General features: G+C 64.5%; 18 protein-coding genes. 11 read left to right on the top strand and 7 right to left on the bottom strand.

From position 1 onward, the window contains the following. Positions 1-219: 219 nt before the first annotated feature. On the top strand, positions 220-1620 hold the full coding sequence (locus BLW62_RS07255; protein WP_090506356.1) for a M20/M25/M40 family metallo-hydrolase: 1401 nt from the start codon (positions 220-222) through the stop codon (positions 1618-1620). A 109-nt stretch (positions 1621-1729) separates the two neighbouring features. After that, complete coding sequence (ggt, locus tag BLW62_RS07250; RefSeq protein ID WP_090506355.1) at positions 1730-3355, top strand: gamma-glutamyltransferase; 1626 nt, start codon at positions 1730-1732, stop codon at positions 3353-3355. 12 nt (positions 3356-3367) lie between these two features. Here ggt and BLW62_RS07245 read toward each other — a convergent pair whose 3' ends face one another. Beyond that, positions 3368-3802 carry a universal stress protein gene (locus tag BLW62_RS07245; RefSeq protein ID WP_090506354.1) on the bottom strand — a complete coding sequence of 145 codons (435 nt, stop codon included), beginning with the start codon at positions 3800-3802 and terminating at the stop codon, positions 3368-3370. A gap of 164 nt (positions 3803-3966) precedes the next feature. Here BLW62_RS07245 and BLW62_RS07240 point away from each other — a divergent pair, with 164 nt between their 5' ends. Continuing rightward, complete coding sequence (locus tag BLW62_RS07240) at positions 3967-4803, top strand: beta-keto acid cleavage family enzyme (protein WP_090506353.1); 837 nt, start codon at positions 3967-3969, stop codon at positions 4801-4803. Between the two features lie 3 nt (positions 4804-4806). Here BLW62_RS07240 and BLW62_RS18595 read toward each other — a convergent pair whose 3' ends face one another. Next, positions 4807-4983, bottom strand: a complete 177-nt coding sequence (locus BLW62_RS18595) for a hypothetical protein (RefSeq protein WP_168170959.1) — start codon at positions 4981-4983, stop codon at positions 4807-4809. A 184-nt stretch (positions 4984-5167) separates the two neighbouring features. On the opposite strand from BLW62_RS18595, the gene BLW62_RS07235 reads away from it, so the two are divergent. The 4 genes from BLW62_RS07235 (at position 5168) to BLW62_RS07220 (ending at position 9480) form a co-directional block, all read left to right on the top strand. Beyond that, a complete protein-coding gene (locus BLW62_RS07235) occupies positions 5168-6571 on the top strand; it encodes an FAD-binding oxidoreductase (RefSeq protein ID WP_090506352.1) in 1404 nt (467 codons plus the stop codon). A 63-nt stretch (positions 6572-6634) separates the two neighbouring features. After that, positions 6635-7867: an enolase C-terminal domain-like protein gene (locus BLW62_RS07230; protein WP_090506351.1), complete on the top strand. Its 1233-nt coding sequence runs from the start codon at positions 6635-6637 to the stop codon at positions 7865-7867. An 86-nt stretch (positions 7868-7953) separates the two neighbouring features. Continuing rightward, positions 7954-8958 (top strand): ornithine cyclodeaminase family protein, encoded by a 1005-nt coding sequence (locus tag BLW62_RS07225; protein WP_090506350.1) that lies wholly within the window; start codon positions 7954-7956, stop codon positions 8956-8958. A gap of 87 nt (positions 8959-9045) precedes the next feature. After that, positions 9046-9480 (top strand): GNAT family N-acetyltransferase, encoded by a 435-nt coding sequence (locus BLW62_RS07220; protein WP_090506349.1) that lies wholly within the window; start codon positions 9046-9048, stop codon positions 9478-9480. A gap of 43 nt (positions 9481-9523) precedes the next feature. Here the strand turns inward: BLW62_RS07220 and BLW62_RS07215 are convergent, their stop codons facing one another. Continuing rightward, positions 9524-10498 (bottom strand): LLM class flavin-dependent oxidoreductase, encoded by a 975-nt coding sequence (locus BLW62_RS07215; RefSeq protein WP_090506348.1) that lies wholly within the window; start codon positions 10496-10498, stop codon positions 9524-9526. Between the two features lie 204 nt (positions 10499-10702). Here BLW62_RS07215 and BLW62_RS07210 point away from each other — a divergent pair, with 204 nt between their 5' ends. The 3 genes from BLW62_RS07210 (at position 10703) to BLW62_RS07200 (ending at position 14044) form a co-directional block, all read left to right on the top strand. Then, positions 10703-11929: an enolase C-terminal domain-like protein gene (locus BLW62_RS07210; protein WP_090506347.1), complete on the top strand. Its 1227-nt coding sequence runs from the start codon at positions 10703-10705 to the stop codon at positions 11927-11929. Positions 11930-12046: 117 nt separating this feature from the next. Next, positions 12047-13213, top strand: a complete 1167-nt coding sequence (locus tag BLW62_RS07205; protein WP_090506346.1) for an enolase C-terminal domain-like protein — start codon at positions 12047-12049, stop codon at positions 13211-13213. A gap of 51 nt (positions 13214-13264) precedes the next feature. Beyond that, entirely contained in the window at positions 13265-14044 is a 780-nt protein-coding gene (locus BLW62_RS07200) for an enoyl-CoA hydratase/isomerase family protein (RefSeq protein WP_090506345.1), read from the top strand. Positions 14045-14077: 33 nt separating this feature from the next. Here BLW62_RS07200 and BLW62_RS07195 read toward each other — a convergent pair whose 3' ends face one another. Together BLW62_RS07195 and BLW62_RS07190 are read right to left on the bottom strand one after the other, a co-directional pair. Next, positions 14078-15214 carry an acyl-CoA dehydrogenase family protein gene (locus BLW62_RS07195; protein ID WP_090506344.1) on the bottom strand — a complete coding sequence of 379 codons (1137 nt, stop codon included), beginning with the start codon at positions 15212-15214 and terminating at the stop codon, positions 14078-14080. A 188-nt stretch (positions 15215-15402) separates the two neighbouring features. Further along, on the bottom strand, positions 15403-16602 hold the full coding sequence (locus BLW62_RS07190) for a CaiB/BaiF CoA transferase family protein (protein WP_175459692.1): 1200 nt from the start codon (positions 16600-16602) through the stop codon (positions 15403-15405). Between the two features lie 280 nt (positions 16603-16882). Between BLW62_RS07190 and BLW62_RS07185 the strand changes: the two genes are divergently transcribed. Beyond that, a complete protein-coding gene (locus tag BLW62_RS07185) occupies positions 16883-17677 on the top strand; it encodes an HpcH/HpaI aldolase family protein (protein ID WP_090506342.1) in 795 nt (264 codons plus the stop codon). Between the two features lie 73 nt (positions 17678-17750). Here the strand turns inward: BLW62_RS07185 and BLW62_RS07180 are convergent, their stop codons facing one another. Next, the gene (locus tag BLW62_RS07180) at positions 17751-19394 is read right to left on the bottom strand and encodes a thiamine pyrophosphate-binding protein (RefSeq protein WP_090506341.1); all 1644 of its coding nucleotides are present in this window, start codon (positions 19392-19394) and stop codon (positions 17751-17753) included. A gap of 180 nt (positions 19395-19574) precedes the next feature. Beyond that, positions 19575-20003, bottom strand: coding sequence for a hypothetical protein (locus BLW62_RS07175; protein WP_090506340.1), 429 nt, complete (start codon positions 20001-20003; stop codon positions 19575-19577). Positions 20004-20093 lie beyond the last annotated feature (90 nt).

The following is a 20093-nucleotide window of genomic DNA, read 5'->3' as shown; positions in this document are numbered from 1 at the left end:
AACCTCGAGACGGTCTACACCTACGAGGGCACCCACGACATCCACACGCTTGTGCTGGGCGAGGCGTTCACCGGGCTCAAAGCCTACCAGTAGCGCTCTGGCGTCGATTTTTTCTCATTTACGCCTCGAGTAGACCGAGGACCACAACCATTTGTACTCCGCCGGGAAATGCCACAGCATGACACGCATGCTGGATGCACGCCAGTCGGTGATCGATCGATGAGTTCGGACGCGTTCGAGGCACTCGAAGACCACCGTGAGCGCCATCTCGAGGATCTGCAGGATCTCCTCGCGCAGCCGTCGATCAGCGCGACGGGCGAGGGAATCGAAGAGTGCGTCGAGATGGTCCGACGCTCGTGTCTCGAATACGGCTTCGACGACGCGGAGATCGCCGAGACGCCGGGACGACCGGCGGTGATCGCCCGCGCATCGGCCGACCCCGACGCGGTCGAAACCGAGGGAGACGTGCCGACGGTGTTGCTGTACGGCCACTACGACGTGCAACCCGCTTCGCCCTCGGAGTGGTACTCACCCCCGTTCGAGCCGACGATTCGTGCGGGGTCCGACGGCGACCGACGCCTGTACGCACGCGGCGCAGGCGACAACAAGGGCCAGTGGTTCGCTCACCTCTGTGGCGTGGAGGCACTCCGCGAAACGACCGGATTGCCGGCCGACGTCGTCCTCCTGGTTGAAGGCGAAGAAGAAAGCGGCAGCGAGCACCTCGAGCACCTCGTCCGGGACCGTCGAGGCGACCTCGAGGCGGACGTAGCCATCGTCGCCGACGGCCCGGTCGATTCCTCGGGACGGCCACACGTCTTGCTCGGCTCTCGGGGCCTGTTGTTCGTCGACATCGACGCGAACGGGGCGAACCGAGACCTCCACTCCGGAAACTTCGGCGGGCCGGTGCCGAATCCGGCGACGGCCGTCGTCGACGTGATTTCGTCGCTTCGAGACGAGGACGGCCGGATCACACTTCCCGGATTCTACGACGACGTGCGGGCCGTGACCGACGCGGACCGTGAGGTGCTCGACGCAATCTCGGTCGACGAGGACGCGATCAAAGCCGACCTCGAGCTTTCGGCACTCGAGTTAGACCCCGACGAGGGGTACGTCGAACGACTGCTCACTCGGCCGAATCTCAACGTCGCGGGCCTCGACGCGGGCTATCAGGCCGAGGGGATGAAGACGGTGCTCCCCTCGGAAGCCAGTGCGAAGATCGACTTCCGACTGGTCGCGGATCAGGACCCCGCAGCCGTCTTCGAATCACTGCGAGCCCACGCTCGCGAGCAGGTGCCGGAGGGGGTCGACGTCGAACTCACGAAAATCGCGTCGATGGACCCCCAGCGGACGGACGCGGCTAGTCCCGTCGTCGATCCCGCGGTTCGAGCGGTCGACAGCGCGTGGGACGACGACCCAATCCTCAAACCGTCGCTGGGCGGCTCGGTCCCGACCTACGTCTTCGCCGACGCCCTCGACGTCCCGTGTCTCGTGATTCCCTACGCGAACGAAGACGAGAACAACCACGCTCCGAACGAGAACATCAAACTCTCGTGTTTCCGCGCCGGCTGTCGCACGACGGCGTCGTTGCTCGCGGAGCTGGGATCGGCCGACCTCGAGTAGTTCGATTACGTTCGAGGTCCCGTTCGGCGAAGCACTTCGACGACGCTCCCGCCACTCGAGGATGCATGACGATACCAATGCTTTTGGCATCGCTCGCGGATGCCCAGATATGGACTCGAATCCTGACTTAGATCGCTTTACGTCGCGTCGGTCGACGGTTCGCGCGCCTCGTGGTATCGTCGCGACGAGCCAGCCACTCGCCTCGGAAGCGGGAATCGCCGTGTTACGAGACGGCGGGAACGCCTTCGACGCCGCCGTGGCGACGGCGGCCGTGCTCAACGTCGTCGAACCGACGAGCACCGGACTCGGTGGCGACCTCTTCGCCCTCTACAGAACTGCAGACGGCGACGTCGGCGCGTTCCGAAGCTGTGGCGGTGCGCCGGGTGATGCGACCCTCGAGCGCGTTCGGGAGGCCGTCGCCGCGGAGCAAGACGTCGACCCCGAAGACGCCGAGATGCCGGTTTACGGCCCGCAGACGATCACGGTTCCCGGCACGGCTCGGGGCTGGGAGCGAACCGTCGAGGAACTCGGCGAACTCGAGCTGGCGCGGACGCTCGAGCCGGCGATCGAGTACGCGACCGAGGGCTTTCCCGTCTCGGAGATCATCGCCGACCAGTGGGCGGAGGCCGCCTCCGTGCTCGACGGCGAGCAGTCTCGAGACGCGTACCTCTTCGACGGCGACGCGCCGGATGTCGGCGATTCTGTCACGCTGCCGGAACTAGGTGAGAGCCTCCAACGTATCGCCGAGGAGGGTGCCGACGTCGTCTACGAGGGCGACATCGCGGACGAAATCGTCGACACGGTCCAATCCCGCGGCGGCTTCCTCTCGCACGACGATCTCGCGTCGTTCGAACCCGAGTTCGTCGACCCCGTCAGTACGACGTACAACGGCGCGGAGGTCTACGAACTTCCGCCGAACAATCAAGGCCTGATCGCTCTCGAGGCGCTCAACATCGCCGAAGAACTCGGCGCGGGCGAGTACCCGGCAGGGTCGACCGAACGGATCCACCTCGGTGCCGAGGCGATGAAGCGGGCGATGGCCGACGGTCACCACTACATCACGGATCCGAGGTTCGAGGACGTGCCGGATCTCGCTTCGAAGGAGTACGCGGCCGAGCGGGCGGCGGAGATCGACGCGGAGGCCTCTTCGGACGTGGAGATCGGCTTCGAGAATGACAGTGCCGAGAACGCGGATACCGTCTTGCTCACGGTCGCGGACGAGGCAGGGAACGTCGTTTCGTTCATCAACTCCCGATTCAAGGACTTCGGCAGCGGCATCGTCGCCGGCGACACCGGCATCGCCCTCCAGAATCGCGGCAGTTCGTTCTCGCTCGATCCCGACCACCCGAACCGGATCGAACCCGGCAAACGGCCGTTCCACACCCTGCTTCCCGGCATCGCCAAACTCGAGGACGACGACTGGGCGGCCTTCGGCGTCATGGCCGGCTACAACCAGCCACAGGGGCACCTCCAGGTGCTGATGAACCTGCTCGACGACGGGATGTCGGTTCAGGAAGCGATCGACTTCCCGCGCTGGCGCTACCAGGTCGACGGGCAACTCGCCGTCGAAGGCCGACTCGAGGGGCGTGTTCAGACGAAACTCGCTCGTCGCGGCCACGAAGTTCGGGTAATGCCGCCCGCACACTTCGGCGGCGGCCAGATCGCGCGTAACACGGACGGCGTCCTCTCGGGCGGTAGCGACCCGCGAAAAGACGGTTCGGCGGTCGGCTTCTGATCGTCTCGTCGGTTAGACGATCAGCGTCGGCCGATCCGTATTGATCAGGACGTTCTGGGCGACGCTGCCGAAGACGGCTTTTCCGACGGAACTTCGCTTTCGAGGGGCCATGACGACGAGGTCGGCGTCCGCCTCCTCGACGAAGTCGACGATTTCGTCGGCCGAATCGCCGTGGCGACGCTCGAGGTCGTACTCGATCGCCGCGTCCTCGAGTAAGTCTCGAGCGCGCACGACCGCGTCAGGGTAGTCGTCTTCGTCGTAGAGTTCCGCTGAGCTAACGTTGCCGCCGTCGTCGACGGCTTTGAACTTCTCGAAGACGTTGAGCACCGTGACGCTGATCGCTTCGGCGTCGCTGATCACGCCCGCTTCGAGGAGGTCGATGACGTACTGCGTCGCTTTGGTACCGCGTTCTTCGCTGGTATCGACTGGGATGACGATGTGGTACATGCTTCGTTTGTTCCTCACGTTGCATCCACATAATTCTTCGACGATGGACCTCGACAGCGTCGTCCGAGTCGGGTGATCGCTCGGCGATTCGTCGTTCGCTCGAGTGTGTGACCGTCTCCCACTTCCAGTACAGTTTTTATGGTTGACACGCTCTCTTCCGGTAGATGAGTTACCAAGACTACCTCGCGGGCGAACCCTTGATCCTGACGGTGCCGACGACCGGCGGCGTGCAGGGCAAGGAGGCGAATCCGAACCTGCCGGAGTCACCAGAGGAAATCGCGAACGCGGCACGGGAATGTGAGAAATTGGGGGCGTCGATCGTGCACCTGCACGGACGCGACGAACACGGCGAGCGCGACGCCGGTCGATTACAGGAGATCAACGAACTGGTTCGCGAGCGCTGTGAGGATATCATCATCCAGAATACGACGGGAGGGACGGGCCTGCCACTCGAGGAACGAGTGAAGGGCATTCGGACGGATCCGTTGCCGGAGATGGCGTCGCTCGATATGGGGCCGATGAACCGCTACCAGCACATCACCGCTGAGAACACCCGCCACATGATCGACACGCTCGCAGCGGAGATGCAAGAGAAGGGGATCAAACCGGAGATGGAGGTGTTCAACAACGGCCACCTCAACGAGGTCTATCGTCTCATCGAGAAGGGCCTGCTCGAGGAACCCTACTACATCAACATCATCTTTGGGCCTGGCACGCTCACGCCGCCGACGCCGGAGAACATGGTCAACATGATCAACAACCTCCCCGAGAACTCGATCTTCAACGTGCTCGCCATCGGCCGTCATCAACTGCCGCTCACGACGATGGGAATCGTCATGGGCGGACACATCCGCGTCGGGATGGAGGACAACCTCTACTTCCGTAAGGGGGAACCAGTCGAGAGCAACGCCCAGTTGGTCGAACGCGCCGTTCGAATCGCGGACGAACTCGAGCGAGACCTGGCGACGCCGGCGGACGCTCGAGAACTGCTCGGGATGTAGGCGTTACTCGGCGGTACGATAGTGTTCACAGTCGCGATCGTGAGCCAACTCGTGGCGGTCGTTACAGACGTCCGCTCGCATCGGGCTGACGAACTCCTCGATAACGCCGCAGTAGGCTCGTTCGGTCTCGAACTCGCGGTCGCCGTCCGTCGTGCGGTAGGAAAGGTGTGGACACGTCATAGCTCTCACAACGAATGAGAGCCATGAATACGTTTGGGTCGGCTCAGTATCGGCCGTCGTTCCGTTAGCGCGTTCGCGACTGTTCGGATTGGACTCCTCGTTCTGGTTCCCTGCTGGGTGCATATGCAGACGGTGGCTCCGCGGACCGGCACATATACGGACATTGGCGTGTCATGACGAACCAATGGGAACGCAGACTGACGCGGAATACGAGTGCGGGTTTCTCGAGGACGTAATCGATGACGGACGGGTGGCTGACGAGCCCTCCGTTCGCGAACAGTACGCCGTAGACGCGAGTCCGCACGCGGGTCGTCTGCCCGACGCCGTCGTCTGGCCGGCCTCGACCGAGGAGGTCGCCGCGGTACTCTCGGCGGCGAACGACCGCGAGATTCCGGTGACACCGTGGTCCGGTGGCTCCGGTCTCGAGGGTAACGCTATCCCCGCTTCGGGCGGGATCGTTCTCACCACTGCGGACCTCGAGCAGATCAGCGTCTCGCCGGACGACCTCCACGCGACCGTCGGCGCGGGCGTGGTCTACGACGACCTGAACGAGCACCTCGCCCAGCACGGCCTCCGGTTCGCTCCCGGCATCTCGAGCGGCGACATCGCCACGCTCGGGGGGATGGTCGCGACGAACGCGAGCGGTTTCAACGCGGTTCGCTACGGCGAGACCCGAAATCACGTCCGCCGACTCGAGGTCGTGACCGCCGACGGGAGGATCGTCGAGTGCGGGCGCGACGTGGTGAAGACCTCGGCGGGCTACAGCCTGAAGGACCTCATTATCGGGAGCGAGGGGACGCTGGGGGTCGTCACCGAGGTGACCGTCGGCCTGGTCGGCGTGCCCGAACACCGGCGGGCGGCGCTCGTGACGTTCCCGTCGCGAGAGGACGCCTCTCGAGCCGTTTCGGACGCGATCGGTTCGGCGCTCGTCCCCGGCGCGATCGAGTTCATGGATCGGATGTCGATACGGATGCTCAACGCCTACCACGACGACCTCGAGTTCGAGGAGCAACCGACGCTGCTGATCGAACTCCACGCGAACAACGACGGCATCGAGGAGGATCTCGCGTTCGCGAAACTCATCTGTGAAGATCACGGCATGGAGTCGTGGACGGCCGCGGCCGAGGAGAACATCGACGACATCTGGCAGGCGCGTCGCGACAAGTACTGGGCGACGACGTCCTACCGCGAGGAGTGGGAGGTCGCGCTCGTGGGCGACGTCGTCGTCCCCATCTCGAACTACCCGGACATCGTCCAGGAGGTCTCCGACGCGGGCGAGGACCTCGATCTGACCGTCTCCTGTGTCGGCCACGCGGGCGACGGCAACCTCCACTACACGCCGCTGGTCGACCCCGACGACGAGGAGATGGTCGCTCGAGCCCACGAATTGAACGAACGCGTCGTCTCGAAGGCCCTCGAGTTAGGCGGCAGCGCGACGGGCGAACACGGCGTCGGCATCGGGAAACGAAAGTTCATGGCCGAAGAACACGGCGTCGCACTCGACCTCATGCGCTCGATCAAGGACACGCTCGATCCGAAGGGGATCTTGAATCCCGAGAAGGTCATCCCGGAGCCGTCGTCGGAATAACACGACTGTGGCACCAGTTCCCACAAGAGTAATGCCAACGCTTGTAAAATGTGCCACGGTACCATGTACTCTGATTTCGCGGCCCGGTTGGCGACGACTATGTGGCCAGATTTCGACCAGACGCCCGAACGGAACACGGGGACACCCGAAATTACCGACGTCTCGACCGTCGTCGTCGACGGCAACTTCCCCTGGACGATCGTCACGCTCGAGACCGACGCCGGCGTGACGGGCATCGGCGAAGCCTACCCCTCTCCCGGCGTCCACGAGGTGATCACGGACTACTTACAGCCCGTCTTGAGCGGCGAGAACCCCCTCGACGTCGAACGACTCTACCACCTCATGCGCGAGAGCCTCTCGGGGCGGGGTTCCCAGCAGGGAATGGGAACTATCGCCATCAGCGGCGTCGAACTCGCGCTGTGGGACGCCGCCGGTAAGATCCTCGAGCAACCCGTCTACCAGCTACTGGGCGGCAAGATGCGCGAGGAAGTTCGACTGTACGCGGACTGCCACGCGGGCGAGGGGATGGTCGAGGCAGCGTTGGACGAACAGCCGACGGAGGCCTACGAGGCCGCCGCCTACGCGAAGGCTGCGCGGTCCGCGGTCGACGACGGGTTCGAGATCGTCAAGTTCGACCTCGACGTGCCCTCCGGCCGGGAGATAGACACGCTCGCACGCCACTTCGACGGTCCCGAGATCGAACACAAGCGAGCGCTCGTCGAGGCGGTCACCGACGAAGTCGGCGACGAAGCCGAGGTCGCGGTCGACCTCCACTGGAACTTCAGCGTCGAGGCGGCCGAGAAGCTGTGCCAGGCGCTCGAGCCCTACGACCTCGCGTGGATCGAAGACCCGCTCCCGCCGGAGAACGAGGACGCGATGGCCCAGTTGAACCGCAACGTGAGTCAGGCGCTGCTCACCGGTGAGAACTGCTACGGCCGACACGGCTTCCAGGATCTCGTCGAACAGCAGGCGGTGTCGTTCGTCGCGCCGGACATCCCGAAAACGGGCGGTATCGCGGAGACGAAGAAGATCGGTGAACTCGCCGACACGTACTACATGACGCTGACGCCCCACAACGTCGGCAGCCCCGTCGCGACGATGGCCGGCGTCCACGTCGGCGCGACCGTGCCGAACTTCCTCGCCCTCGAGTACCACGCGCGGGACGTGCCGTGGTGGGACGACCTGGTCGACTCCGACGAGCCGTTGATTCAGGACGGCCGCATTACGGTGCCGGACACGCCCGGACTGGGCATCGAACTGGACTGGGACGTCGTCGAGGAACACCGAAAGACGTAGCCTGTAGGTCTCGGCGCTTCTCTCCGTTCGACTACCGGCCCACCGTATCGGCACGCTTTTTCTCCCTCGAGTGTGAGTGTCAGCGTATGACAGACACGCTGTTTCTGACCAGCGACGAACTCGAGGGACTCGCGACGCCGGCGGAGTACGTCGACGCCGTGAGAGAGGGCTATCGACAGGTCGGCGAGGGTGCACCGGCATACCCGCGCCAGAAGTTCTTCCGCTCGGATCCGGACGGGATGTTCACCAGCTACGCTGCGTTGCTCCCCGAGACGGGCGTCGTCGGGGGCTACATGTACACCTCCGGCTTCGGTGCCGGCAACGCGTGGTTCATGACGCCGCTGTTCGACGCCGAGAGCGGCGAACCGCTGGCCGTCCTCGACGGGGCGAGCATGAATCCGTTCAAGACCGGGGCCGCCGGCGCGGTGGCCGTCGACGAACTCGCTCGAGACGACGCGACGACGCTGGCCGTCATCGGCAGCGGCTCGCAGGCTCGCGGGCAGGTCCACGCCACCGCGACGGTCCGCGACTTCGAGGACGTTCGCGTCTTCTCGCCGACCCCCGAGAACCGTGAGGCGTTCGCGAGCGAGTTCGACGAGCAACTCGCCGCCGACGTTCGAGCGGTCGACTCGAGCGCGGCGGCACTCGAGGGCGCGGACGTCCTCATCACGGCGACGAAGTCGAGTGACCCCGTCTTCGACGGCGAGGACCTCGAGCCCGGCACGCACGTGACGGCGATGGGCCAGTATCAGGAGGGCAGCCACGAAATCGATACGACGACCATCGAGCGGGCGACGTACGTGCCGGACCTCCGCGAGCGCGCGACGTTCGACGCGGGCGCGTTCCTCGCGGCGCTCGAGGATGGCGTGATCGACGAGGACCACGTCCACGCGGATCTGGGTGAGGTGGTCGCCGGAAGCGCTGCCGGCCGAACGAGCGACGACGAGATCACCGTTTTCGACAGCGGCGGGACGGGCATCGAGACGGCCGCGGCGGCGAACATGCTCTACCAGCGCGCGCTCGAGGCCGACCTCGGCTCGACGATCGACTTCGCACCGGCGAGCGAGGCGCTCACGGGTCGACTGCCGTAGCGCTCCGCTTGCGCTCACCGGCGAGGACCGACGCTGAACGACGGCGTTGTCCGTGTAGCTAAGTAACGTCGCCGCTCACGGTATCTCATGTCGAGCGCAACCGTTCGCAAACTCACGACAATCGACGACGTTCGCGAGGTGTTTCCGATCGTCGCCGAACTCCGAGATCACTTAGACGAGACGCGGTACCTCGAACTGTACGAGCAGATGGCCGAGGAGGGATACCGGCTGTTCGCGGTCTACGACGACGATCAGCCCGTCGCCGTGGCTGGCGTCACCGTCTCGACTAACTTCTACCTGGGTCGTCACGCCTACGTCTATGACCTCGTCACGACCGAAGCGGAGCGATCGAAGGGCCACGGCGAACGCCTCCTCGAGCACGTCCACGAGTGGGCCGACGAACGGGGCTGTGAGGCGGTCGAACTCGAGTCCGGCCGCTGGCGAGAGGACGCACACCGATTCTACACCGAGCGAATGGGCTACGAGAAGTACTGTTACTCGTTCGTCTACGATCTGTCGTAATCGCTCGAGTGAGGGGCGCTGCGTGCGATTCACTTCGACCCGATCAGCCAACGATATCGGCGTAGCGTCGAAGCTGCTCGCGCTGGTCGCTCGCCGCGAATCGGGTGACGAAGGATTCGACGCCGGCGTCGGCGTATCGCTCGAGGTGCTCGGCGACGACCGACGGCGGGCCGAACGCGCCGCGAGCGCGGATCTCGTCGTCGCTGAAGGGGGCTTTCGCCGGATAGTATCGCTCGAGGAAGTCTCTGGCCTCCTCGATGGCCGCGGCTTCGGTCTCGGCGATCACGACGTCGTGGTAGTAGGCCGCGTCGAACAGGGCAGGGTTCCGTCCCGCGTCGTCGACGATTTCGCGGGCGCGCTCGAGCCCGGATTCGTACATCTCGGGGGTCATGCCAATCGGGAGCCAGCCGCCGCCGTGGTTCTCGATGCGCTCGCGAATCGGTCGCGGGAAGCCGTCTCGCGGGTCGAACGTCGCGGAGGCGATGTACAGCGGCGGCGGGCTGCCACAGGGTCTGAGTCCGATGTCGGCGTCCTCGAGGTCGAAGAACTCCCCGTCGACGGTAACGGGTTCGTCCTCCCACAGGCCCGTCGCGATCTCGAGGCCCTCGTCGAGGAGCGCGCCGCGTCGGCCGTAGGGCACGTCCAACTGCTCGTGTTCCTCGACGACGCTCGAGCCGACGCCGACGCCGATTCCGAGCGCGAGGCGGCCGCCGCTCATGAGATCGACGGTCGCCGCCTGGTGGGCGACGTGGACGGGATGGCGAAGCTGTGGCAGGTAGACGGCCGTGCCGAGCGTGACGGCGTCCGTCGCGCCGGCGATCGCGCTCAGCGCCGATAGCGGCTCGAGTCGGGGCTTCGCGAGGACGCTGTCGCCGGCCCAGACCGCGTCGAGGCCGAGTCCCTCCGCTCGTTGGGCGAGTTCGACGACCTCCGAATCGGCGCGTGCGGCTTGCTCGAGTCCGTCGTCGGCCGAGAGAACGATTCCGCGCGTCGGCAGTACGTAGCCGTGTGATACCATACCTCTCAGTTTTCGCGGTGTAACCGTAACTGTTGCCCCGCTTTTCGCGGGCCATTTGCGCCCCGAAGCGGGCCGTGTGCACCACAACGGCTTTTTGTTCGTTCGCCGACTCGAGAGTATGGCACGACAGAACACGGCACACGAACGCGGCCGATCGATCACGTGCTCGAGCGGCGGTACCCGGGTCGAACGGGGGGTGACGCAATGAAAATAACTGGCTACGAGTGCGTCGAACTCACGGGGACGCTCGAGGGGTATGACGATCCGCAGTCGTTCTACGAGGAGCGCCTGGCGATTCCCCTCGACGTCTACGAGGAGTTCCGAACGGTCGGTGCGGAGTATCTGATGGGGTCGGACGACGTGATGACGCCGTACGTCACCGACGAGGAGATTCGGATCACGCAGACGTATCTCGTCCTTCGGACGGACGAGGGCCTCGAGGGCGTCGCGGGGCCGATCGACCGCGAGTGGGCTGGTCTCGTCGCCCCGATCGCCGAATTTCTCCTCGGACGGGACGCGCTGGCGACGGCGAAACTCTGGGACCTCATGTACCGCCACGAGGTTCACGGTCGACGGGGGAAGACGATGAAAGCCATCAGCGTGATCGACTGCGCGCTGTGGGATCTGAAGGGCAAGTACTACGACGAGCCGGTGTACCGACTGCTCGGCGGGCCGACTCGAACGGAGATCCCGGCGTACGCCTCGATGCTCGGCTACTCCGTCGAGCCGGAGGACGTCCGAGAGCGGGCGCAAGAGATGAAGGAGGCGGGCTATCGCGCCCAGAAGTGGTTCTTCCGCCACGGCCCCGGCTCGGGAACCGAGGGGCTCCAGCGAAACGTCGAACTCGCAGAGACCGCTCGAGACGCCGTCGGCGAGGGCTACGACCTCATGTTCGACTGCTGGATGAGCTGGGATCGACCGTACGCCGAGCGGGCGATCCGGAAACTCGAGGCGTACGACCCGCGCTGGATCGAGGAACCCGTCCACCCGGACAAACTCGACCAACTGGCCGACCTGCGAGCGACGTCGCCGATTCCGATCGCCGGCGGCGAACACGAGTACACGCGATGGGGAATCCACCAGTTACTCCAACGTGACGCGCTGGACGTGATTCAGGCCGATACGTGCTGGGCGGGCGGTATCACGGAACTCCAGCGAATCTGTACCCTCGCCTCGGTTCACGACGTTCCCGTGATCCCTCACGGCCACTCGGTCTCGGCCAACCTGCACCTCACCGCTGCCCAGTCGCCGACCGTTTCGCCGATGCTCGAGTACCTCGTGAAGTGGAACGAGGGCTTCCAGTTCTTCCTCGAGGACCCGCCGGTTCCCGAGGACGGCACGCTCTCGCTGGACGACCGACCCGGACTCGGCATCGTCGTCGACGAATCGACCGTCGAGGAACGAACGGTCGTCCACTCGAGCGACGAGTGAGTCGGTCCGACGCTGTTCGGGTGCAACTCGTTGTCGCGTTCGACCGACCGGCGCACGGGCCGCCACCGATTTCCGAGAGGGAAAGCGATTTGGTAACAGTCGTCAATGGACGGGTAGATGGCACCGACTATCACGAAGATCGAATCCGTCGAGTTCGGCTACGACTTACCGGACGTCGGCTACGCGCCGAACGGATTCAGTATCGTCTACGAACCCGGAACGACCACCGAACGAAAGCTCTTCGCGCTCCGGATTCACACCGACGAGGGGATCACGGGCGAGTACGTCGGCGGCAACTCGCCCGCCGCGGCCCAGATCAACATGGTCGCGGACTACCTAATCGGGAAGAACCCCCTCGAGCGCGAGCGCCACTGGTCGGCGTTCAAACGCGCGCTCAGGAAGTACGACTGGATGGGGATGGGCCCGCTCGACATCGCACTGTGGGACTTCGCCGGCAAGTACCACGACGCCCCGATTCACGAACTCATCGGCACCTACCGGACCGAGTTCCCCGCCTACGCGTCGACGTACCAAGGTGATCGAAACGGCGGACTCGACTCCCCCGAGGCGTACGCCGACTTCGCCGAAGACTGCCTCGAGATGGGATATCAGGGGTTCAAAATCCACGACTGGGGCGGCGACTGGACCGACGCCGAGGAGTCGGCCGAGACCGTCCGCGAGGTCGGTCGCCGCGTCGGCGACGAGATGGACCTGATGATCGATCCGGCGTGCAACCCGAACACGTACGCCGACGCGCTCGAGATCGGCAAGGCCTGTGACGACGCTGGCTTCCTCTGGTACGAAGACCCCTACCGCGACGGCGGCGTCTCACACCACGCCCACCGAAAGCTTCGAGAGTCACTCGAGACACCGCTCTTGCAGACCGAGCACGTCCGCGGCCTCGAGCCTCACGCCGATTTCATCGCGGCCGACGCGACGGACTTCGTTCGCGCGGATCCCGAGTACGACGGCGGCATCACGGGCGCGATGAAAATCGCCCACGTCGCCGAGGGCTTCGGCCTCGACGTGGAGTACCACGCGCCGGGGCCGGCCCAGCGACAGTGTCTCGCGGCCACGCGCAACAGCAACTACTACGAAGTCGCGCTCGTCCACCCGAACTGTCCGAATACGCAACCACCAGTCTACGAGGGCGAGTACTCCGACATGCTCGATTGTGTCGACGAGGACGGCTGCGTGCAGGTTCCCGAGGGCCACGGTCTCGGCGTCGAGTACGACTGGGACGACATCCTCGAGCGCGAAATCGGCCGCCGAACGTACGAGTAACGCACGACCGACGAAAAATCACAATAGTACGCTATCACGTTCCAACTTCCCATGTACGACGACATTCGATACGAGACCGACGACGGAATCGCCACGATCACGATCGACCGACCGGACGTACTCGACGCGTTTCGCGAGCAGACGATCGCGGAACTCAACGACGCCATCCGCGTCGCGAACGAGGACGAGCGCGTTTACGTGGTCGTCCTGACCGGGGCCGGAGACGGCTTCTGTGCCGGTGCCGACATCACGGAGATGCCCGACTGGCACGAGGAGATGTCCAAGGAAGACTACGCGGGCTACCTCTGGGGCGTCCAGAACGTCGTCCGTCAGCTTCGAGCGATGGAAAAACCCTCCATCGCCGCCGTCGGCGGGCCGGCCATCGGTGCCGGCTGTGACTTCGCGCTGGCGTGTGACATGCGCGTCGTTGGCCCTAACGCGATCTTGCGCGAGGGATTCGTCCGCGTCGGCCTGGTGCCCGGCGACGGCGGCGCGTGGTTGCTTCCGCGACTCATCGGCGAGTCGAAGGCCAAAGAGTACCTCCTCACCGGCAAGGATATCGAACCCGACGACGCCGTCGACCTCGGCCTCGCCGTCGAGGAAGCCGACGAGCCACTCGAGGCGGCCCTCGACCTCGCGGCAGACGTCCTCTCGCTGCCGGCACACGCCGTTCGGCGGACGAACGAACTCGTCGATTCAGAGCAGACGTTCGAGGACTACTGCGAGCGGGCGATCGAGTACCAGTGGGAGTGCGTGAACGACGCCGAACACCACGAAGCGATCGCGGCCTTCGGCGAGGGGCGAGAACCGGCGTTCGACCGCGAGTACTGAGTTCGCGCTCGCCAGCACCTTACGGTGAATTGCTCAGGCGAGGTCCGGCAATCCGCGCTGTTTCAACACCGAGGCGATCTGGTTCTTCTGGACTTCGTCGGTGCCGGCAGCCAATCGACGGCCCCGCGCCAGCCGGTAGAGGTACTCGAGCGGGTGGCCCTGCTGGTAGCCGTTCGCGCCGTGGACCTGCAGGGCTTCGCTGACGACCTGTTCGACCATCTCGCTCGAGCGAAGTTTGGCCATCGAGGCGTCGAGCCTGTCGGGGATCCGGCCGCGTTCGTGGGCCTGAATCGCCGCGCGGTGAGTGAGCGAGCGCGAGGCCTCGAGGTCGGTCGCGGCGTCCGCGAGCTTCCACTCGATACCCTGAAAGTCGGCGATGGGCTGGTCGAACTGCGTTCGTTGCTCGGCGTACTCGAGAGCCTTGTCTAGCGCGCAACTGGCGATGGCGTTGGCGAGGGTCGCACTGCCCAGTCGTTCCCAGTTGAGCGCGCGGAGTTGGTTCTTGAACCCCTCGGAGCCGCGCGTGACGACGTTTTCTTCGGGGACGACGACGTCCTCCATGACGAAGTGCGTCTGGTGGTGCTCGGCCATGTTCTCGTAGTGTTGCTCGATACTCACGCCCGCCGCGTCGAAGTCGACGACGACGGAGCCGAGGCCCTCCGGGAACTGCGTCCAGACGAGGACGGCACTCGAGTGCTCGACGTTGCTCACCCACGTCTTCTCGCCGGTGATACGGAGGTCGTCGCCGTCTTCTTCGACCGTCGTCCGCATTGCACCCACGTCCGAACCGGCTTCGGGTTCGGAGATGCCGATGGCGATGCTGTCCTCGCCGGCGACCACCGGCGGGAGGTAGCGCTCTTTAGCCTCGTCCGTACCGAACAACTCGATCGCGCGTGGGGCGACCATCTGCTGGTTGTAGAGGAACTCTGCCGTGTCGGGACAGACGCGGCCGACGGCTTCGATGGTGAGCATCGCGTCGAACTCGGTCATCCCCCCGCCACCGTACTCCTCGGCGATATTGATTCCGAGAAAGCCCTGTTCGGCGAGCAACTCGACGTTCTCCCACGGCGGGTCGCCGTCCCACGTGAACGCGCGGTCCGTGAACTCCCGCTCGGCGAGGTCTTCTAACGACGAGACGAGCAGTTCCTGTTCGTCACTGAGCGTGATCATCGCTAGCCTCTACCGGGGCTGCTGATATCAATGTACGCGAAACGGAGGGTCCGTCGAACGGGTGTCGATTTCGCACCCAGTAGAAAAACGCGCCGAGATGCAACCCGACCTCACCGTCTTCGTCCGCCCCGTCGACGCTCGAGTTATTGTCCTGTCTGTTGTGCCACTGGTGAAAGCAACCGCGGCTGTTACGTCTCCGGGGCGGTACCCGCGACGACCGCGCCGGTCTCGAGCATCCGTTCGATCTCTCCGTCGTCGTACGTCAGGGACTCGAGCACGTCGACCGTGTGCTCGCCGACGGCGGGCGGATCGGAGGAGAACGTCCCGTCGTGGATGTCCGAACTGAACCGAAACGGGAGGGCAGGAACGGTGATCTCCTCGCCCGTTTCGGGGTTCGTGGAATCGACGAGGGACTCGCGAGCCTCGGCGTGTGGGTCGTCATCGACGAGATCCGCCACGGATTGAATGGCCCCGGAGGGGATCTGGGCCTCGAGGAGGTACTGCTCCAGTTCCTTCGACTCGAAGCGTTCGAACTCGGCCGTCAGCTCGTCCCGGAGCGCCTCGCGGTTATCGATACGATCCTCGAGCGTCTCGAATCGCTCGTCCTCGAGGAGGTCGGGTCGCTCGAGGAGGTCACAGAGTCGGTCGTACATCGGTTCGGTGAGCGTGGCGACGTAGGTGTAGCCCTCGCCGGCTTCGAAGACGCCGTTGGGCGCGCTGCCGATGCCTTTGCTTCCCGCTCGTTCCGGTAGGGTGCCGGTTCGCTCGTAGTTCGTGATCCAGTAGGACATCCAGGCGACGGCGACGTCGAACAGCGAGATGTCGATGTGCGTTCCCTCGTCCGCCCGGTCGCGCTGTCGAATGGCCCCGAGGATGGCGACGGCGGCGTTCGCGCCCGTCCCGCAGTCGATGAGGCTCGCGCGGATTCTGACCGGTGGGCGGTCCTCGTAGCCAGTGATCGACATCAGGCCGGAGACGGCCTGAATGCAGGGGTCGTAGCCCGGAAAGGTGCTGTAGGGACCGGTTCGGCCGAAGCCCGACAGCGAGCAGTAGATCACGTTCTCGTTTCGCTCTCGGACCGACTCGTAGTCGAGGTCGAACTTCTCGAGGACGCCGGGGCGGAAACTCTCGATGACGACGTCGGCCTCGTCGACCAGTTCCGTGGCGACGGCGTGACCGTCTTCGGACTTCAGATCGACGGCGATGCTGAGTTTGCCGTGGTTGAACGGCGCGGACATATCTCCGCCCATCAGATTGCGGAAGGCATCGCCCGCGGGCGGTTCGACCTTGATGACCGTCGCCCCCATTTCGGCGAGTAGTTGTGTACAGGTTGGTCCAGCGACCGATTGCGTGAAGTCGACGACCGTAATGTCGTCTAAAGGCTTCATGCCAATTGCTCCGTGCTAACGCTCATAATGGTTTCGACGAGAGTCACCTCGCAGTGAGTTCGCGCGATGGCTCGAGCGTCGTGCCATCGACCCCCACGCTTTTGCTGCTAGCATCGAATGACCAGACGATGAACGAACCGACAGCCGAGACAGTCCGTCGTTCGAACCGACGGCTGGCGTCGACTCGCGGACCGTTTCGAGCAGCGCAGACTCCCCGTCGCGAAGTGCGGACTACCCGCCGTGAAGTGCAGACTACCTGCTGTAAACCGGAGGAATCCGGATGACTGGGCTCGCAGACGCGGACGCGAGCGACGGCTTCCGCGAGTCGTTCCTCGCCGGTGACGCACTCGGGACGTGGCTCTCGATCGGCCACCCGGCGCTCGTCGAGGCCGCCGCTCGAGCGGGCTTCGACTACGTCGCTATCGACACCGAGCACACGACGATGAGCCTCGAGACCGTCGCCGAACTCGTTCGGACGGCCGCCGGCGTCCCCGGTGATCTCGCCGTCTTCGTCCGGCCCGCGTCGAACGATCCGGTTCGGATCAAACGCGTGCTCGACATCGGCGTCGACGGAATCATCGTCCCGAAGGTCGACACGGTGGATGACGCACGGGAGTTAATCAGCGCGACACGATATCCACCGAACGGCGAGCGCGGCGTCGCATCGGGACGGGCCGCCGGCTACGGCGAGCACTTCGTCGACTACGTCGAGGACGGTCACGCCGACTTGCTCGTAGTCGCCCAGATCGAGTCGGCGGCCGGCGTCGAGAACGCCGCCGAGATCGCCGACGTCGACGGCGTCGACTCCCTCTTTATCGGGCCGGCCGATCTCTCGGCGTCGCTTGGCGTCTTCGCCGAGTGGGACGCCCCTGAACTCGAGTCCGCGATGGCTCGCGTCGTCGACGCCGGTAACGCCGCCGGTCTTCCCGTAGGAACGCTGACCGTCCGAGCCGAGGATATCGCCGATCGGGCCGAACACGGCTTCGACTACCAGATCGCGGGCAAGGACATGACGTCGCTCATCGAAACTGGCGAGCGAATCCGCGAGCGCTACGCCGAGTGCGCGTCAGAGTAAGGATCTCGGCGGATCGTTTCTGATACGGCTGACATCCGTCAGCCGTGACTGCGTGTGTTCTTTCCGCGATCGGTCAGTCGTTCATGTGGACGCTCGACTGTGGCTCGTAGGGATCCGTCGGAATTTCGACGAGCGTCGGGCCGTCGCTCTCGATGGCCTCGGCGACCGTTGCAGCCACCTCGTCGGTCGTCGTGGCGGACATCGTGTCGATGCCGAGGCCCTCCGCGACCGTGGTGTAGGAGACCGGCGCGGAGTCCCAGCCGTACTCGCCGGGGTCCATCCGGTAGCTCCGACCCGCTTCCTCGCTGATGATCGCGTAGTCGCTGTTGTTGAGAACGACTACCGTCACGTCGATATTCTCGCCCGCGAGCGTGTGCAGTTCGTGGATACACATCATCAGGCCGCCGTCGCCGGTGAGCGCCACGACGTCCTGGTCGGGATTGGCTTTCTTCGCACCGATCGCCGAGGGGACGCCCGACCCCATCGTCGCCCACGAGCCGGGATTGACGTAGTTCTGCGTGTCGTACACCGGAAACGTCAGCAGCGTCCAGAGTCGGAACCCGCCAGCGTCGACGGCGATGATCGAGTCTCGGGGCGTTCCCTCTCGAATCGCATCGAGTGCACTGACCGACGTCAGCGGCGCTTCCGTCACCGCGCGCAGCTCCTCGAGTCGGTCGTCGATCGCGTCACGGGTCTCCCGTGCTCGTCGGGTTCCGTTCTCGCTCTGGACGGTCCGTTCTGCGAGGCTCGCATCGAGTGCCTCGAGCGTTCGGCTGGCGTCGGCGACGATGCCGACGGCCGGATCGTAGCCCGTGCCAATGTCGTCCGCGTCGAGCGTGACGTGGACCAGGTCGTCGGGCACATCGATCGACCAGTTCTGCATGGTGACCGCGTCGAAGTCTGTGCCGACGCCCAGTGCGGCATCGGAGTTGGCGATGATCTCCTTCTGTGCCGTCCCCGTGCCGCCACAGAGGACGCCTCCCGCGAGGTCGTGGTCGTCTGGAAACACGCCCTTCCCCTTGTACGTGAGGACGACGGGAGCCTCGAGTCGCTCAGCGACGCGTCGCAGTTCGTCGCTCGCACCCGAGGCGCGGACGCCGCCGCCGGCGATGATGATCGGAGCAGAGGCGTCCGCGAGCAGGTCGCCCGCGCGCTCGACCTTCGCTTCCGGCGGGTTGCCGGCTTCCTGGCGCTCGCTCGAGGCGGGTTCGGCGACTTCGACGTCCATCTTGAGGAAGTTCTTCGGGATGCCGATGCGGACGGGGCCCGTCGGGGCCGTCTGTGCGATGTCGATCGCTCGCTGGAGTTCGGCGACCGTGCTCTGGGGCGTCTCGACGGTGATGTTCTCCTTGACAACGTTGTCGTAGGTGTCCGGGGGCGTCTCGTGGATACCGTCGCCGCCACGGATTTCGGGTTCGGTCTCGACGGCGATGTGGAGCAAGGGCGTGCAGTCGTTGAGCGCGTTCTTCAGCCCGTTCATCGCGTTCATGTCACCCGGGCCGGGGATGACGACCGTCGCGGCCATCGAGTCGCTCGTCTCGGCGTAACCCCACGCCTGGTGGGAGACGGCGGTTTCGTGACGAGCCATGACGAACTCGATGTCGCTGCGTTCGCTGATGGTTTCGTTCAGCGGTAGCGACTGCTTGCCGGGGATGCCGAATAGGGTTCCAATGTTGTTGCTCACTAGACACTCGATAATCGCCTCGTTGACGTTCATACGTGTACTGTGTTGGTATGCAGCGTAAAGGTTAGGACGTGATGATAGACGATAAACACGATTGGCCGAACGCCCTCTCTATCCACGTTTCATCTTGCGCCTGCGACCGCTGAGCGGTATATTATCGCAATTTTGGAAGTCACACGTACATTCTGTTCGTGTTTCGGCGGCAGATCAACCTCACTGTTCACTCGATTCGCCTTGATGAACTTTTTCAACGATATTCGCGAGCATCGTTTCGAGTTCGGTCTCGACCGTACTAGCCGCCAGTCGGTCCAGAACGAACGACAACCACGAGTCGAGCGTATACCGACACGTGGCGGTAATGGTTGTCTCCTCACGCTCCACGACGGTTACACTCGTGTGATACTCCTCGAAGAGGTCGGAGTCGCCGACGAGTTCGTACTCGTATCCGTTCTTCCGTTTGGTAAATCCGAACCGAAGGACCGTGTCGTCGAATTCGACGACAATTTCCTCGCGCGCTGCCGTACGGTCGTGTGATCTGATCTCGTACAACTCGGAGCTCTCGACGATTGTCCGTGGGGTCAAGACCTCACACACGGCTCCGCGCGACGGTTCCACGATGTATGTGGTGGTTATCTCGCGCATAAGTGGGCAGTTGATCCATACCGAGAAAAACGTACGTGTTCCGTTTAGAATCAGGTCGGAAACGAGTGTCGAGACACTGCTGATCACGTT

It is taken from the genome of Natronorubrum sediminis (genome assembly GCF_900108095.1).
Taxonomy (GTDB): Archaea; Halobacteriota; Halobacteria; order Halobacteriales; family Natrialbaceae; genus Natronorubrum; species Natronorubrum sediminis.
This window is presented reverse-complemented; position numbering and strand designations above follow the sequence as displayed.

Coding starts and splice junctions, on each gene's coding strand:
- BLW62_RS07180 (WP_090506341.1), bottom strand. CDS start 19,394: ATGAACGTCAACGAGGCGATTATCGAGTGTCTAGTGAGCAACAACATT.
- ggt (WP_090506355.1), top strand. CDS start 1,730: ATGGACTCGAATCCTGACTTAGATCGCTTTACGTCGCGTCGGTCGACG.
- BLW62_RS07205 (WP_090506346.1), top strand. CDS start 12,047: ATGGCACCGACTATCACGAAGATCGAATCCGTCGAGTTCGGCTACGAC.
- BLW62_RS07190 (WP_175459692.1), bottom strand. CDS start 16,602: ATGAAGCCTTTAGACGACATTACGGTCGTCGACTTCACGCAATCGGTC.
- BLW62_RS07220 (WP_090506349.1), top strand. CDS start 9,046: ATGTCGAGCGCAACCGTTCGCAAACTCACGACAATCGACGACGTTCGC.
- BLW62_RS07240 (WP_090506353.1), top strand. CDS start 3,967: ATGAGTTACCAAGACTACCTCGCGGGCGAACCCTTGATCCTGACGGTG.
- BLW62_RS07185 (WP_090506342.1), top strand. CDS start 16,883: ATGACTGGGCTCGCAGACGCGGACGCGAGCGACGGCTTCCGCGAGTCG.
- BLW62_RS07230 (WP_090506351.1), top strand. CDS start 6,635: ATGTACTCTGATTTCGCGGCCCGGTTGGCGACGACTATGTGGCCAGAT.
- BLW62_RS07245 (WP_090506354.1), bottom strand. CDS start 3,802: ATGTACCACATCGTCATCCCAGTCGATACCAGCGAAGAACGCGGTACC.
- BLW62_RS07210 (WP_090506347.1), top strand. CDS start 10,703: ATGAAAATAACTGGCTACGAGTGCGTCGAACTCACGGGGACGCTCGAG.
- BLW62_RS07200 (WP_090506345.1), top strand. CDS start 13,265: ATGTACGACGACATTCGATACGAGACCGACGACGGAATCGCCACGATC.
- BLW62_RS07225 (WP_090506350.1), top strand. CDS start 7,954: ATGACAGACACGCTGTTTCTGACCAGCGACGAACTCGAGGGACTCGCG.
- BLW62_RS07215 (WP_090506348.1), bottom strand. CDS start 10,498: ATGGTATCACACGGCTACGTACTGCCGACGCGCGGAATCGTTCTCTCG.
- BLW62_RS07175 (WP_090506340.1), bottom strand. CDS start 20,003: ATGCGCGAGATAACCACCACATACATCGTGGAACCGTCGCGCGGAGCC.
- BLW62_RS07235 (WP_090506352.1), top strand. CDS start 5,168: ATGGGAACGCAGACTGACGCGGAATACGAGTGCGGGTTTCTCGAGGAC.
- BLW62_RS07195 (WP_090506344.1), bottom strand. CDS start 15,214: ATGATCACGCTCAGTGACGAACAGGAACTGCTCGTCTCGTCGTTAGAA.
- BLW62_RS07255 (WP_090506356.1), top strand. CDS start 220: ATGAGTTCGGACGCGTTCGAGGCACTCGAAGACCACCGTGAGCGCCAT.
- BLW62_RS18595 (WP_168170959.1), bottom strand. CDS start 4,983: ATGACGTGTCCACACCTTTCCTACCGCACGACGGACGGCGACCGCGAG.